General features: G+C 37.6%; 12 protein-coding genes, 1 pseudogene and 1 CRISPR repeat array (1 of these 14 cut by a window edge). Of the genes and pseudogenes, 9 read left to right on the plus strand and 4 right to left on the minus strand.

The genetic code is table 11. From position 1 onward, the window contains the following. The first annotated feature begins 13 nt into the window (after window positions 1–13). Window positions 14–781 carry a triose-phosphate isomerase gene (locus tag IPI99_13590; GenBank protein ID MBK7341535.1) on the plus strand — a complete coding sequence of 256 codons (768 nt, stop codon included), beginning with the start codon at window positions 14–16 and terminating at the stop codon, window positions 779–781. Here the strand turns inward: IPI99_13590 and purE are convergent. Together purE and purK are read right to left on the minus strand one after the other, a co-directional pair. Then, entirely contained in the window at window positions 741–1,253 is a 513-nt protein-coding gene (purE, locus tag IPI99_13595; GenBank protein ID MBK7341536.1) for a 5-(carboxyamino)imidazole ribonucleotide mutase, read from the minus strand. The genes IPI99_13590 and purE overlap by 41 nt on opposite strands. After that, window positions 1,254–2,417, minus strand: a complete 1,164-nt coding sequence (gene purK / locus IPI99_13600; GenBank protein MBK7341537.1) for a 5-(carboxyamino)imidazole ribonucleotide synthase — start codon at window positions 2,415–2,417, stop codon at window positions 1,254–1,256. 126 nt (window positions 2,418–2,543) lie between these two features. Here purK and IPI99_13605 point away from each other — a divergent pair, with 126 nt between their 5' ends. The 8 genes and pseudogenes from IPI99_13605 to IPI99_13640 all read left to right on the plus strand — a co-directional run bounded on the left by IPI99_13605 (window position 2,544) and on the right by IPI99_13640 (window position 11,396). Next, complete coding sequence (locus IPI99_13605) at window positions 2,544–3,884, plus strand: dihydroorotase (protein ID MBK7341538.1); 1,341 nt, start codon at window positions 2,544–2,546, stop codon at window positions 3,882–3,884. Between the two features lie 39 nt (window positions 3,885–3,923). Further along, on the plus strand, window positions 3,924–6,197 hold the full coding sequence (locus IPI99_13610; GenBank protein ID MBK7341539.1) for a gliding motility-associated C-terminal domain-containing protein: 2,274 nt from the start codon (window positions 3,924–3,926) through the stop codon (window positions 6,195–6,197). A 3-nt stretch (window positions 6,198–6,200) separates the two neighbouring features. Continuing rightward, on the plus strand, window positions 6,201–6,893 hold the full coding sequence (locus IPI99_13615) for a DNA alkylation repair protein (GenBank protein ID MBK7341540.1): 693 nt from the start codon (window positions 6,201–6,203) through the stop codon (window positions 6,891–6,893). 189 nt (window positions 6,894–7,082) lie between these two features. Then, window positions 7,083–7,739, plus strand: a complete 657-nt coding sequence (locus tag IPI99_13620; protein ID MBK7341541.1) for a winged helix DNA-binding protein — start codon at window positions 7,083–7,085, stop codon at window positions 7,737–7,739. A gap of 3 nt (window positions 7,740–7,742) precedes the next feature. Next, entirely contained in the window at window positions 7,743–9,215 is a 1,473-nt protein-coding gene (locus tag IPI99_13625; protein MBK7341542.1) for an oleate hydratase, read from the plus strand. A gap of 5 nt (window positions 9,216–9,220) precedes the next feature. Beyond that, the gene (locus tag IPI99_13630) at window positions 9,221–10,060 is read left to right on the plus strand and encodes a phytoene/squalene synthase family protein (GenBank protein MBK7341543.1); all 840 of its coding nucleotides are present in this window, start codon (window positions 9,221–9,223) and stop codon (window positions 10,058–10,060) included. 178 nt (window positions 10,061–10,238) lie between these two features. Continuing rightward, a pseudogene (locus IPI99_13635) lies at window positions 10,239–10,684 on the plus strand (sterol desaturase family protein). A 4-nt stretch (window positions 10,685–10,688) separates the two neighbouring features. Beyond that, a complete protein-coding gene (locus tag IPI99_13640) occupies window positions 10,689–11,396 on the plus strand; it encodes a lycopene cyclase domain-containing protein (GenBank protein MBK7341544.1) in 708 nt (235 codons plus the stop codon). Between the two features lie 8 nt (window positions 11,397–11,404). On the opposite strand, the gene IPI99_13645 is transcribed toward IPI99_13640, so the two are convergent. Beyond that, the gene (locus tag IPI99_13645) at window positions 11,405–13,033 is read right to left on the minus strand and encodes a CotH kinase family protein (GenBank protein MBK7341545.1); all 1,629 of its coding nucleotides are present in this window, start codon (window positions 13,031–13,033) and stop codon (window positions 11,405–11,407) included. A gap of 161 nt (window positions 13,034–13,194) precedes the next feature. Then, on the minus strand, window positions 13,195–13,542 hold the full coding sequence (locus tag IPI99_13650; protein MBK7341546.1) for a hypothetical protein: 348 nt from the start codon (window positions 13,540–13,542) through the stop codon (window positions 13,195–13,197). A gap of 314 nt (window positions 13,543–13,856) precedes the next feature. Then, window positions 13,857–15,530: a CRISPR direct-repeat array (repeat unit 31 nt; unit sequence ATTTCAATTCCACAAATGGTGCGATTAAAAG); it runs 1,901 nt beyond the window's last position.

Consider the following 15,530-nt stretch of genomic DNA (forward strand, 5'->3'; position numbering starts at 1 on the left):
CCAAAGTTAGTTTATGGAAAGATCTAGAATTGTTGCAGCAAATTGGAAGATGAATGTCCTTCCTTCCGAAGCCAAGACACTTGCAGGGCAGGTTGCTCGAGCTCTTCCTATAAAAAATGTTGAAGTGATCATATGCCCACCGTTTACACACTTGTTTTCACTCATGCCTTTTCAATCAGAGAGTTTGAAAATTGGTGCGCAAAACTGCAACGAAAATCTTTTCGGAGCCCATACCGGAGATATTTCTGCTCAAATGTTAAAAGATCTCGGTTGTAGCTATGTCATCATTGGTCATAGCGAAAGGAGAGCACGTCAAAGCACAGAAAATGCAAGAATTTCAGCAAAAATCCACGCTGCTTTGCAAGCAGGATTAAAACCTATCTATTGCTGTGGCGAAGGTCTCCCTATCAGGGAAAAAGAAGCTCATATAGAATTTGTGAAGGACCAGCTGGAATCAGATCTTGCCACACTCCAAAAAGAACATATTGAGGAAATTGTTATCGCTTATGAACCTGTTTGGGCAATCGGGACCGGAAAAAATGCCAGTCCGGAACAAGCTCAAGAAATGCATGCTTCCATCAGAAAATGGCTTAGTGCTCGCTTTGGCAATGATTTAAGCATTCAGACACAAATACTGTATGGAGGGAGCGTGAAAGCTGTAAATGCTCTAGCTTTGGCTAAGCAAAATGACATTGATGGTTTTTTGGTAGGTGGGGCGAGTTTGAATGTAGATGAATTTATTAAGATCGTTCATTCAGTTTCTGAGAGTGCGAACGATTGAGTTCCTCGTCTTTATTCAATACCATTTTTTTCATTTCATCTTTATACTTCACCATTTTTTCAGACAGCTGTTTGTCTGCGACAGAGAGTATTTGGACAGCGAGCAGGCCGGCATTTTTGGCAGCGTTGAGTGCAACTGTTGCAACTGGTACGCCACCGGGCATTTGCAAGATAGACAATATACTGTCCCAACCGTCCAAAGATTGCTTTGATTTTACAGGTACCCCTATTACAGGAAGAGAGCTTGCCGATGCTACCATTCCAGGGAGATGAGCAGCACCTCCGGCACCTGCTATAATCACCTTCAGTCCACGGTCCATGGCTGTATGCGCATACTCGAGCATAGCTTCTGGTGTACGATGGGCAGAGATGATTCTCAGTTCATATGATACGGCAAAGTGATCCAGAATTTCAGCTGCTTCCCGCATGATATGCAGGTCAGAATCTGACCCCATTATTATTCCAACTTTCATTTAATTTGTTTCAGAAGATATGACACGAAGTGTTTGTTTTACCCAATTCGCTTTAGACTTCATGGCAGCCAAATCCGTGCCAGTTATAGTCACATGTCCCATTTTCCGATGAGGCTTAGTATGTGTTTTTCCATAGAGGTGAATGTGCACATGGGGATCTATCATAACCTCGTCCATTCCTATATACTGTGCCAATCCTGTATGGCCTTCTGAACCCAGCAAATTGATCATTATAGATGGACCTGATGCTTCGGTTGATCCAAGAGGAAGGCCACAAATTGCCCGGAGATGGTTCTCAAATTGGCTTACACTACCGTCATCAAGAGTATGGTGGCCACTGTTATGAGGTCGAAGCGCTATTTCATTAATCCAAATGGAGCTGTCCTTGTTCCAGAACATCTCCACTGCTAGCAATCCGACATGTTCTAGCTTTGCTGATAATGAGAGAGCTATGGCTTTAGCTTGAAGAGCGAAATCAGGAGGCAGGTCTGCAGGACAAACCAGAAATTCAACCATGTTTCCTTCCGGATGAAAGTCCATGGATACCGGCTCGTAAACCACTTGCCGTCCCAATGCATCTCTACAAACGATGACACTGATTTCGGTGACGATTTGAGCGATGGCTTCAACTATGCATGGACCTTCAAGAAGATCTTGAAGATCCTCTTCTGATCGAACTATCTTAACTCCTCTCCCATCAAATCCTCCTTGTCTTTTTTTCTGCACAAATGGAAATTGTATCAAAGAACTTTCCAACAAGATTTTGATATCTGCTTTGCCATTGACCGGAAAAAATGGTGCTGAATCAAATCCTGAAGCTAAAAAATATTCTTTCTGCCTCAGTTTGTCCACCACAATGCGCAGTATAGAAGCTTGTGGATAAACATTTACTCCTTGGATTTCTAAATCCTCCAAAGCCTCAAGGAGAATATCTTCTCTTTCGATAGTAAGCACTTTACAGCCTTCGGCGAAACTTAAAATATCAGCTTTCTTGCAAAAATCACCCAATACAAACTGAGAGCAAACACCAGAAACAGGAGCATCAATCACCGGATCCAAAAACTTAATATTCAAATCCAGTCGCATCGCTTCCATTGCCAACATCTTTCCTAGTTGACCGCCACCTAAAACACCAATCGTAAAAATTGAAGGAGAGAAAACCATCTATTCTGTATAAAATAATTACAAAGCTCATGAATATCGCTCATACAATTGAACTTTAGTCATCAGCTTATTTCAAAACAAGTCATTTACCAAGGATGTTTATCATATATTCATTGATGAAGCAATATGCAAAAAACTCTCTTTAAAAATGCAAAAATCGTTAATCGCTCACAAATTCGGGAAGCGGACCTTCTCGTCAAAGGAGAAAAAATAGAGAAAATAGCAAGCGACATTTCTGACCCTCAGGCCAAGGTTATCGATTTACAAGGTCTGGCGCTTATCCCCGGATGCATAGATGATCAGGTGCACTTCAGAGAACCCGGACTCACCCATAAAGCGACAATAAAAACTGAATCTGCTGCTGCAGTTGCGGGCGGTGTCACCTCGTTTATGGAAATGCCTAATACCCAACCTCAGGCAACAAGCCAGGTTTTATTGGAACAAAAATATCAAATAGCAGCTGCCGAATCACATGCTAACTTCAGTTTTTATATGGGAACCACCAATGAGAACTACGATGAAGTGATGAAGACTAATCTGGAAAATGTTTGTGGATTGAAAATTTTTATGGGTTCATCCACAGGGAACATGCTCGTTGATAAATTGGAAGTTTTAGAAAAAATATTTTCCTCATTCCCTGGATTGATTGCAACCCATTGTGAAGATGAAAACACGATCAAACGGAATTCTGAACTCTTTCTTGAGCAATATGGGTCTCAGTTATCGGCTCAACATCATCCACTCATCAGGAGTCGTGAAGCCTGTTTGATTTCTTCCAAAAGCGCTGTAGAGCTGGCAAAAGAACATGGAACTCGTCTACACGTATTACACATCAGTACCGCTGAAGAGTGCAAACTCTTTGAACCTGCTTTGGATTTGTCCCAAAAGAAAATCACAGCTGAAGCCTGTGTCCATCATATGTACTTCTGTGATGATGATTATGAAAGATTAGGTAACCTCATAAAATGTAATCCTGCGATAAAATCCAGACATGACAGAATTGCAATCTTTAACGCTTTGGAATCCGGAAATATAGATGTCATAGCTACTGATCATGCGCCTCATACTCTCCAAGAGAAAACTCAAAACTATCTTCAATCGCCTTCCGGTTTGCCACTCGTGCAGCACTCTCTCTTGCTCGCTTATACAACCGCAAAGAAAAATCAAAGAGACCTTACTTGGGTAGTCCAAAAAATGGCTCACAATCCTGCCATCTGCTTTAAACTAAGAGGTAGAGGTTTTCTTGATGAGGGCTATTATGCCGATTTGGTGGTGTTTGACCCTGATGGCACTACTCAGATCAGAAACAGTGATGTGCTGTACAAATGTGGCTGGACACCTTTGGATAATGATTACCTGAAAGGGAAAATTATGTCTACATGGGTAAATGGTCAATGCGTTTGGGATGGCAGGAACATAATATCTGCTCAAACTTCAAAAAGGTTGGTTTTTGGATTCAATGTATAATATTTTGTATGTTTGACACTTACATAAGCAGTTTAATCCATGCGCTTGATGCATCATATGGGAGTTTTTAAGTTTATATTTCTGGGTTTGTTTTGTCTCGCAACGATCAGGATGGAGGCAGCACATATCATCGGTGGTGAAATGTATTATCAGTGTCAAGGTTATGGAAAAAATGGCACTGACAGTACTTCGCGTAGATATAAAATCACCATAGAACTTTATCGTGACAAATTTGGGAATGGTGCTGGTTTTGATACTCCCTTAGGTTATACGATATATAGAAAGGTCAAAAACAATTACGAGATATACAAGATCAACAATAGGAATGAAGTCAATGTGAATTTAAATGGTGCACCTAATCTGATCCAAAATCCAACATATAAATGTTTAGTTTTACCAGGAAACATTGGAGTAGAAGTAGGCATATATGAATCCTATATCGATCTTCCTATTTACAACGATGAATATGTAATTGTATGGCAAAGGTGTTGTAGAAATTATACGATTACCAATATCGTTTCTCCAAACAGCACCGGCGTAACTTATACGATCTCAATTAGTGCAGAGGCGCAATTATCGTGCAACAGCAGTCCCAGATTCAAAAATTTCCCTCCTACAGTAGTTTGTGTAAATAATCCACTATCATTTGATCACTCAGCAATAGACGACGACGGGGATTTGTTAATTTACGATTTGTGCGCACCACTGCATGGTGGTGGCCTGAGCAATATCGGATGCGATATGATTATCCCAAATCCCGACTGCCCGCCTCCATTTGAGGAAGTGAATTTTCGTCTTCCGTACTATAGTCCTCAAAACCCAATGGGAGGCAATCCCGCTGTCACGATTAACTCAATTACCGGTTTAATCACCGGCGAACCTAATGATGTAGGTCAATTCGTCGTAGGTGTATGCGTCCATGAATACAGAAACGGGATCTTGCTTTCTACCGTCCAAAGGGATTTTCAGTTCAATGTAGCGATATGTCAGGGCACAGTTGTAGCAGAACTGGGTGGTGGCAAAAAAATAGGCAGAAGAGAATACGAATTTTTAGTTTGCAATTCAGACAGTTTCAGCTTCAATAATAAAAGCTATTTGCAGAATTTTATAAGCGGTATCCAATGGCAATATGAGAATAACGGAGGAATAGATAGTTCTGATAAATGGTCGCCCTCCATAAAATTTGATACAGGAGGAATTCACATAGGCAAGATGTATTTAAACCCTGGCTTGGAATGTTCAGACTCGCTTTTCTATTCGAACAGACTCGTACCTGACCTCAAAGCAGATTTTACTGTCAATTTTGATACTTGCCTTGCAGGGCCGGTCTCATTTGTTAACAATTCTAGTTCCAGTGCCAGTACAATAAAAGAGTTCTCGTGGAGTTTAGGAGATGGATTTACCAGCAACAATCCTGACGCCTCCATCCAGTACGTCCGTCCGGGAAAATATCAAATCGGACTGGCAATCGAAGATCAGTTCGGCTGCATTCAAAAAGCAAATAGAATTCTTGAGTATTATCCAGCACCTAAAATACTGATCTTTGATCCAAATCACACCGAAGGCTGTATTCCTCTTGAAGTCAGTCTGCGCAACATCAGCTTTCCTACTGATTCTTCTTATAAACTCCAATGGGAGTTTTCTGACGGTGCCGGCGTCACAGGTGGGTCCATCAGACATCAATTTGATTCCATCGGCACTTATGATGTGAAGCTCAAGGTGACATCCCCTTTAGGATGTTACAATGAAGCAGAATTTAAAAATGTCTTCAGGGTATATCCACCACCTGTAGCGGGTTATACGCTCGACTCAACGAGAATCAATTTAAAAAATGCCGTTATCAATTTGGTAGATACCAGCAGAACAACTACCGGTCGTAGCTGGCTGATTGACAGCTTGGATTTCTATTTTGATAAAGAACTCAGGATCCAATTTGATCGTCCGGGTTGGCACACCATAGACCTTATTGCTGTGGACAAGTACCTTTGCACCGACACGGTTCAAGCAAGAGTTTTTGTCTATGAAAATTTTACAATATTTATGCCTACCGCCTTTAGCCCTAATGGTGACGGCACCAATGAAGAATTCAAGCCTGTCGGTCAATTTCCGGATTTGGAGAAGTACAGTTTGTCAATTTTTGACAGATGGGGTGCTAGAGTTTTCCAGACAGATCAGATCGGTCAAGGGTGGAACGGGAAAATGCAGAATGAAGGCAACCTGATGCCTGCAGGAGTTTATATTTACCATCTTACTTACCAAAGACGTGGAGAAAAGGAATCTAAAACCACGAATACTGTAACACTTTTGCGATAACCGATGAATGCTTCGAATAGAAAACGATTCGAATATCTGGAGACCGAATTGCTTCAAGTTGCTTCCCCTGAAAGAGCCAGCCAAATGAAGGCTTATATGCGGGATCAATTTGACTACCTGGGCATCAATTCACCGCAAAGAAAAGAAATCAGCAGATTCGCAAATACTCAATTTCCATTTCAAAAAATCAGTGATTTTGCTGAATGGATGAGCACCTGCTGGAAACAACCGTACAGGGAATATAAATACATTTGTTTCGACCTGGGATTTCGATTGACCAAAAAGATGGATGTCAATTGGGTTGAATTTTTTGAACCTTATATTGTTAAAGATTCCTGGTGGGACACAGTTGACGGAATCACACCCCATTTCCTTGGTGATCTGCTTAAAAGTAAACCAAAAATGCTGAGAACCAAATGCGAACAATGGATCGAATCGGACAACATTTGGTATCAGCGATCTGCACACATTGTACAATTGAGATATGCCAGGGACACAGATTTTCCTTTAATGTGCGAGATGATTTTACGCAGAGCTGATTCCAAAGAGTTTTTTGTAAAAAAAGCAGCTGGCTGGGCACTGAGACAATATTCAAAATACGAGCCAGATAAGGTTAAAAAATTTATCGAAAAAAATACACTATCAGGATTGACGGTAAGGGAAGGCATGAAGCATATTACCAAGACGACCACTTAGATTTTATCCGTTGTATTCAATGCTTGTTTTCCAAAAGCAAACCCATAAGAACGAGATCCACCCAATCCTGTCGGAATCGATGCAGTGATATATCATTAGGTTAAAAACTTAGAATAAATCAATTTTAGAGTAAATTTATTCTTATACTTGATTCATAATGTGTATTTTTACACCTTATAAAAGGGATATATGATGCAATTATTAAAAAATATTTTAGAAAAACTGGAATCCTTCTATGCTCATGAACCAAAAGGCCAGTACACTCTAGATTATGTGGGCTTCATAGAATGGAATATAAATCATGCTGGATACCAGCATGAAGTCAAATACAATCCACATTGGGATGGAAAAGAAAAGGGCAGATCTATGGATAGTATCATCTGCACTTTATTAAATCAATTAAACAAATACGCAAAGACATACTCGAAATCTGCTATGTCAGATTCAGATTTTTCTACCCAAGATGAGTTTATATACTTGATCAATCTTAAAGAAAAAGGGCCAATGTCAAAGATGGATCTGATCAAAATGAATATCCATGACAAATCTATTGGCATGAAAGTGATTTCTCGGCTAATTGAACATAACTGGATAATCCAAACTGAATCAAATAATGATAAAAGAAAAAAAATTATCAAAATATCGCGGCAAGGACTTGAAGCCCTGCAAGCTATCATGCCTAAAATAAAATTAGCTTCAAGAATAGTCACTGGGCACCTATCCCATTCGGATAAATGCACTCTAATAAATGCATTAAACAAACTTGACAAGTTTCATAAATCTATATTCCAACAAAACATTGCCAGCTCTGATCTATTAGAAGCCGTAACCCAAAACTATCTATAGGATATGCTTAAAAAAATCTCAATCATAGGTGGTGGTCTGTCTGGTTTATCTGCTGCATGCTATCTAGCAAAATCAGGACACCATGTCGATATTTATGAAAAAAACAATTCTCTTGGAGGACGTGCACGTCAAATCCAAACTCCTGATGGTTATGTCTTCGATATGGGTCCAAGTTGGTATTGGATGCACGATGTATTAGAAAATTTCTTCGCTGATTTTGGGAAAAAATCTGACCAATATTATGAACTGATTTCACTAGACCCACAGTTTGAAATGGTTTTTTCTGACGGCACAATTCAAATTCCCAAAGATTTTAGTGAATTAACCAAACTATTCGAATCGATGGAGCCTGGTGCTGGAAAACGTCTAAATGCCTTTATGGAAGATGCGAAGATCAAATACACTGTCAGTATGACCAATTACATTGAAAAACCCTGCTTATCTCTAACAGAGTTTTTCACTTTGGACATTTTTAAAAGTGTCATGAAGCTCAATTTATTCAGTGATTTTAGAAGTTTTGTGAGGAAGTACTTCCGACATCCAAAACTGATTGCACTTATGGAATTTCCAGTGATTTTTTTAGGAGCAGCACCACAATCGATTCCCGCGCTATATAGTTTGATGAATTATGGAGGACTAGTACTTGGCACAAAATATCCGCTTGGAGGGTTCTTTAAAATTATAGAAGCCATGCAATCCATTGCAATAGAACTAGGAGTAAAAATCCATTGTAACTGTTCCGTCCACAAAATGACGATCTACAACGATCAAATCAAATCCTTACAGGTTAACGAAAATCAAATCATCACGGATCTGGTAGTTGCGTCAGCAGATTATCATCACATAGAAAGCTTGTTGCCAAAAGATTGTGTAAATTATTCAGAAGAATATTGGGATAGCAGATCTCTTTCTCCTTCTACTTTAATTTTTTATTTGGGACTGGACAAGCCATTGCCCGGTTTGCTCCACCATACCCTATTCTTTGAACCTTCATTAGACCAACACTTACATGAGTTATATAAAGAAAGCAAATGGCCTAGCAACCCACTTTTTTATGTATGCTGCCCATCCAAGACAGATCGCATTGTAATGCCACATAATCATGAAAATCTTTTCTTATTAATGCCGATTCCAGCTGGAGTTTCTGACAAACCCAATTTGCATGAATATTATTTTGAATTGATGCTCAAACGAATTGAAAAACACACTGGTTTTACAGATCTGAAAAGTCATATAGATTATAAAAAGTCCTTTTGCATATCTGACTTCATTCGCGATTATAATGCATTCAAAGGAAATGCTTATGGACTTGCAAATACTTTAAAGCAAACTGCTATATTAAAACCGTCCATCAAAAATAAAAAGATCAAAAATTTATATTATGCAGGTCATCTCACTGTGCCAGGACCTGGAGTTCCCCCTTCGATTATTTCTGGAAAAATTGTTGCAAAGCAAATTTTACGAACACTAGACTAAAGGATATGAAGCAAGTTTTCGATGAATTCTCAAGACAAGCATGCAAGATGCTAACCCACAAATATAGCACAAGCTTTTCACTTGGAATTATGTGTATAGATCGAAATATACGTGGACATATATATGCCCTATACGGTTTCGTGAGGTTGGCAGATGAAATAGTGGATAGTTTCCATGAGGCCAACAAACGGGAACTCCTGCAAAGACTAGAAAAGGAAACATGGCAAGCAATACACGACCAGATTTCTATCAATCCAGTGCTTCAAGCATTTCAAGAAACTGTCAATAAAGTGGGAATTGATAGGGAGCTGATTGAACATTTTTTAAACAGCATGAAAATGGATTTAGAGGACATCAAATATGATGATAGTTTATATAAACAATACATCCACGGATCAGCAGAAGTAGTAGGCCTTATTTGCTTGAAAATATTTGTCCAAGGAGACAAAAAACTATTTGAAGAACTTAAACCTTATGCATTGAGACTAGGTTCAGCCTTTCAAAAAGTAAACTTCCTTAGAGACATCAAGCAGGATCTGAACACACTGGGAAGATCATACTTTCCAAATATTCAGTCCAAGGTATTTGATACAGGCACAAAGGAAATAATAGAAGAAGAAATTGAGATGGAATTCGCGGAAGCACTAAAAGGAATACTCAAGCTTCCACATAACTCGAGATTTGGAGTATATTTGGCATTTCGATATTATTCAGCGCTCTTTCACAAAATTAAAAAAACGCCAGCATCTGAAATTATGAAAGCAAGAATCCGTATTAACAATTTCAATAAATTGCTTATTTTCATTTCAAGCAATTTGAAATATAAATTTATTATTTCAAAATGAATTATCCTTCTCATTCAAAATCGAGATCCTTGCTTAAGTTGGTATGCCAAATGAGCATAAATCAAAATATAGAAAAACAAATGAGTATAGAATCAATACTATCAAAACTTTATTACTTAAAGTATCAATACCGCTTGTAGTATATCACATTTGTCACCTCTCAAAATAAATGTACATGTTGAATCTATTAATAATACTATCCACTTACATAAGTATGGAAGCAGCTACTTGGACTATCCATAAATATGTGATGCATGGGTTCCTTTGGTTTTTACACAGAGATCACCATGATCATTCTACAAAAGGCGCATTTGAAAAAAATGATTGGTTTTTTGTTATTTTTGCAACGCCTGCTATTCTACTGATTTACCTCGGAGTGAGTACTGTCTACTCGCAATTATTATACATCGGAATTGGTATAACAATGTACGGTTTTTCATATTTTTTTGTACATGACATTTTCATCCATCAGCGACTCAAAGTCCTACAGCAAACGAAAAATCCATATTTAAAGGCAATCAGAGAGCCCACAAGCAACACCACAAACATATCTCTAAAGAAAATGGCGAGTGCTTTGGATTTTTATGGGTACCAATTAAATACTTCAAACTCTATTTAAAATAATACAATGAGTCCTTATTTACATTATACATACTTATTAGTTCTGTTCTTTGCAGTCATCATTTGTTTTCTGTTCTCATATCATAAAAAAATTAAATTCCATCTTCACTTTAATTTCTTGTTTCCTTCAATAGGATTGGTAGCAATACCCTTTATTGCCTGGGATATTATCTTTACTAAAGCAGGTATTTGGTGGTTTGATCATACTTATACAATTGGAACCGATATTATTAATTTACCAATTGAAGAATGGATGTTTTTTGTCTGTATCCCTTTCTCTTGCATGTTTACTTATTTCTGTCTTGACAAATTTTTTAACTGGTCCTGGACCAAAAGATACAATAGAATATTTCAAGTTCTTTATTTTCTATTATCGGTTAGCGTTATGTTCTATTTCAAAGAAAGAGATTATCCATTTTATACTTTTTTGTTTAATGCTATTTTTACTATCTTCACATTTCTTATCACTAAATCAGATCTTGTCTTCAAAATATTCAGCATATATATATGCCTATTGCCTGGATTTCTATTTGTCAATGGAGTATTAACAGGTAGCTTTATACCTTCACCAGTAGTCAACTACAATCCATCTGAAATCATCAATTTGAGAATAAAAACAATACCTATAGAAGATTTGGCATATGGATTTTTGCTATTTCAAGCAAATGTTTTATTATTTAAGGAATTTTCTACTCAAGCCAATTCAAATATATAAAAGATAGATTACTCAAGTTTCAATAGCTTGGCTGTGAAAGAGCGTCCATCAATAAAACCTACAAGCACATACATACCGGGATTTAACTTTTCAACGTGAAGTTTGAATACCGATTCTTGTGTAGGATCTTTCTCATAACCGACACTTTGGTCTTTGCCATCGATAGAATAAACCCGTATTTCGTCCAAATGGCCTTCGGGTGTATTTAAAAAACAAATATCCTTCACAGGTTGAGGATGTATGAACAATTGATATTCATCTTTAGAGCCCTCTATAGAATTTGAGATCCGGCATGTTCCCGGCATGTTATCGTCCAACCAACGCAATCGCAGCACAATAAAAACCTTTAGTGCCGCTATTTCTTGTTCAAACGTTTGTGGCAGTGGTGACGGGTTTGGCCATACATATTTTCCTAGTATTGGATACTTTGCAAAATGCCTTGCTCTGGCTTCATCGGTAATATGAGCAATAGAATCAATCCAATAAAATAACTGTTTTTCCTGTAAGACATTTCTTCGGAGCTCAGAATATCTGCATTTAAGGGCATTGGTAAATCCTGTATCTGACAAAAATCTATCCCACCAAAAAGGTACCGGGAATGGATCTGTCGGACAATAAGAATTAAATTGATATGACCAACCATTGTCCCATGAACCCTGACAATAATCCGCATTCCACCAGGCTAAATTATAGTCCCAAGGAGGTCCTATATGAATTTTGGCATTTCTGTCTTTGTATAGAAAAGTGCTCAATCTGTATCCATCAACATTTCTACTGATTTCGTTGAGAATAAAATAATTGAAAAAAGAATTTACGTCAACGAATCGCCGATATCCTTTTGCAGTGTCTCTATAAAGAGGACTGACCAAACTTTTTTCGAACGAATCGATATAACTGCACAAATAATTTTTTTGCTCATCTTGCAAATCTTCAAACTGGGGATACTCGTACTGATAAACTAAATGAGGACCGGTGGATGTAGGATAATTGGATAAACAACCTTCACCCCCGGCACTGGTAGTTTTGTCGATTTTAAAAATATACCCTCCTGTTAAATCCTCACTACTCAAGTCAGAACTATCCAGCTTGGCGATATCCACTCTGTTTTTGTCTCTTTTGATTTTCTCCATCCACACGTATATACCTTGATAGTCTCCATTAATATAGAGTTCGCAATATTTTGTTTTGCTGGCATACATCCCGATCTCGTTGGAAACTAAGTAACTGAGGACATTTCTTTGACAAGTCTTATCATTGTATGGAGCATAGAGTATCCAATCGTGTTCCTCAGGCATATCCATCACAGATGCATTGTAATTTTCGCCTGTACTATCGATAAATTTCAGTGAAAAACTTTTTTGGGGAAAGAATGATTGAGACGAGCTGCCTCGCGTTTCAATCAGCATATCACTTTCAAAAGTAGGAGTATCTTTTACAAAGTTTCGTTTAGTGTGGTGGTCAATGATAGCTATGTGTGCATTGATTTTGGGCTCATCAGGTATCGGAATTATGGGCGAACTGATCAGAACTAAGGGTAGATTGGATGAACGAAGGCTGTCCTGTGCATAGCTTGTCATAGAACATAATACTGCACTAAGGTATAAAAGAAATGATCTGATCCAATTTATATACTTCATGAATGTGGCTTTCCATCTTAAAGATAATAATCTTTCTATTATTCACTCCAAAAAATCAATCCTGAAAAATCCACCATTTATAACCTATCCATTCTGATTTTATAACTTTTCAGTATAAATACTGTCCAGAATCAAATTTACATAAAATGAAATACTAACTCCTATTTGTTTTTCCATATGAGATTGACTCCACCTTCAAATACCCACTGCTCGCAAAATTTGTCCGGAGGGATACAAATACAATCGACATAACAAATTGCATTGCAATTCACATCATAGACCCACTCTTTCTCATCCGCTAAACTGCTGTTATTTAAATGATACATTTTACCCTGTCTTGTGTCTAACTCGTAAAGTTGAAAATTTAGAGTGCTGCATCGGATAGAATCCAACACATGGTGAAGACATGAAGGAATACTTGTTGGATATGGATTCATTTCATTTGATTGATCACAAGCCAACCAGATGAACATGGCACTTAAACTAATAACTCCCTTAATTCTTTTCATTATTCATTCTTTTATAATCATTTTTTAAAATTCCGAATTAGGAATATAAATCTAAAGGCTCAATTTTATAAATGATATTTCATTTTCGTTTAATTGTATTGATCCTCTCCAAATTTATAATTTATTTGGGTCAATTTATCTGAAGGCATAGATTCCATCACCAAAATAGTAGATACTATCACATGCATCTGTCATCCAAAAATTCGTTTGCAATATTCCAAGCTGACTGCCATACCGGCTTAAGCCCCGCACTCATGAATAAAAAATGCACAAAAAGTTTAACCAGACAAAAAACTGCCAATTAAAGTAATAACAAATTATTTCCACAATAAGTGCCCCATCAATTGATAATTTTAATTACGCAATAAAATCAGTGAATTTGCATTCCACAAATGGTGCGATTAAAAGAAAAATCGTGCGCTGGGCCTGCTGTGCCTGCGTGTTATTTCAATTCCACAAATGGTGCGATTAAAAGAGGCAAATTCTTTATTTTAGCAATTCCTTCCTTTATATTTCAATTCCACAAATGGTGCGATTAAAAGATTACAAGAGCGTCTTAGCGCATCTGCTAAAAACGTAATTTCAATTCCACAAATGGTGCGATTAAAAGCTATTAACCCAAGCGATTTAGGGTTGTTTTCATCTAATTTCAATTCCACAAATGGTGCGATTAAAAGGAGTTTTCGGATTGCCGATTGTGGCGGTCCGAGTTTTATTTCAATTCCACAAATGGTGCGATTAAAAGTTTGTCTTCAATCTGCTTTGATGGAAGTTCCGTACAATTTCAATTCCACAAATGGTGCGATTAAAAGCACAGTGTTGAATAATCTCAAAGAGATGCTGCCGGATTTCAATTCCACAAATGGTGCGATTAAAAGCTATTATTTTTTGATAATATGTCCCAGCATTTCCAGAATTTCAATTCCACAAATGGTGCGATTAAAAGACAACTACTGTATTTCCTGTAAATTCTACTATTTCATTTCAATTCCACAAATGGTGCGATTAAAAGCGGTCAGCGAGGACGACTTGAACGCCATTCGTTTGGGATTTCAATTCCACAAATGGTGCGATTAAAAGCAGGTTGCGACTGACAAACTAGTTTTACATAGTTAATTTCAATTCCACAAATGGTGCGATTAAAAGTTACAAGAGCGTCTTAGCGCAACTTTATATTTATTTCAATTCCACAAATGGTGCGATTAAAAGCAATTAGAAGGTGGCTGTAAAATTGCAACTAACGCTATTTCAATTCCACAAATGGTGCGATTAAAAGCCGTTTCCTCGGCAACTGATTCAAGCCGTTTCAATATTTCAATTCCACAAATGGTGCGATTAAAAGCATCCGTTCAGGGCACCGAGAAGCGGCGTTTTGCTATTTCAATTCCACAAATGGTGCGATTAAAAGCATCCGTTCAGGGCACCGAGAAGCGGCGTTTTGCTATTTCAATTCCACAAATGGTGCGATTAAAAGTCTTTAAGATATTTATTTACATCATTGCTTTGGCCATTTCAATTCCACAAATGGTGCGATTAAAAGATTTTCTTCAATTGGAAATGGAATGATTAAGCCATTATTTCAATTCCACAAATGGTGCGATTAAAAGCAGTTGCCCTCTTGTTTGCTTCATCTAAGCTTGGACCATTTCAATTCCACAAATGGTGCGATTAAAAGGGCTTGCGACTAACGGTATCTGTATAAATTTCAGGTATTTCAATTCCACAAATGGTGCGATTAAAAGTTTATCACACCACGCTCCAAGTCTAACCATAAATGAATTTCAATTCCACAAATGGTGCGATTAAAAGCGTCCAGATCCGAAAACTGAAATAGTCCTGTGAGATATTTCAATTCCACAAATGGTGCGATTAAAAGAAATATATGTACGGCTGCTGGATATACTAATGACATATTTCAATTCCACAAATGGTGCGATTAAAAGGAACAAATCAAAATGGATTCGTAAATATAGATGCAAGATTTCAAT

Source organism: Saprospiraceae bacterium (assembly GCA_016710235.1).
GTDB lineage: Bacteria > Bacteroidota > Bacteroidia > Chitinophagales > Saprospiraceae > Vicinibacter.

Excerpts from the sequence above, each read along its gene's own strand:
- IPI99_13590 (MBK7341535.1), top strand. The coding sequence starts at position 14 with ATGGAAAGATCTAGAATTGTTGCAGCAAATTGGAAGATGAATGTCCTT.
- purE (MBK7341536.1), bottom strand. The coding sequence starts at position 1,253 with ATGAAAGTTGGAATAATAATGGGGTCAGATTCTGACCTGCATATCATG.
- purK (MBK7341537.1), bottom strand. The coding sequence starts at position 2,417 with ATGGTTTTCTCTCCTTCAATTTTTACGATTGGTGTTTTAGGTGGCGGT.
- IPI99_13605 (MBK7341538.1), top strand. The coding sequence starts at position 2,544 with ATGCAAAAAACTCTCTTTAAAAATGCAAAAATCGTTAATCGCTCACAA.
- IPI99_13610 (MBK7341539.1), top strand. The coding sequence starts at position 3,924 with ATGCGCTTGATGCATCATATGGGAGTTTTTAAGTTTATATTTCTGGGT.
- IPI99_13615 (MBK7341540.1), top strand. The coding sequence starts at position 6,201 with ATGAATGCTTCGAATAGAAAACGATTCGAATATCTGGAGACCGAATTG.
- IPI99_13620 (MBK7341541.1), top strand. The coding sequence starts at position 7,083 with ATGATGCAATTATTAAAAAATATTTTAGAAAAACTGGAATCCTTCTAT.
- IPI99_13625 (MBK7341542.1), top strand. The coding sequence starts at position 7,743 with ATGCTTAAAAAAATCTCAATCATAGGTGGTGGTCTGTCTGGTTTATCT.
- IPI99_13630 (MBK7341543.1), top strand. The coding sequence starts at position 9,221 with ATGAAGCAAGTTTTCGATGAATTCTCAAGACAAGCATGCAAGATGCTA.
- IPI99_13640 (MBK7341544.1), top strand. The coding sequence starts at position 10,689 with ATGAGTCCTTATTTACATTATACATACTTATTAGTTCTGTTCTTTGCA.
- IPI99_13645 (MBK7341545.1), bottom strand. The coding sequence starts at position 13,033 with ATGAAGTATATAAATTGGATCAGATCATTTCTTTTATACCTTAGTGCA.
- IPI99_13650 (MBK7341546.1), bottom strand. The coding sequence starts at position 13,542 with ATGAAAAGAATTAAGGGAGTTATTAGTTTAAGTGCCATGTTCATCTGG.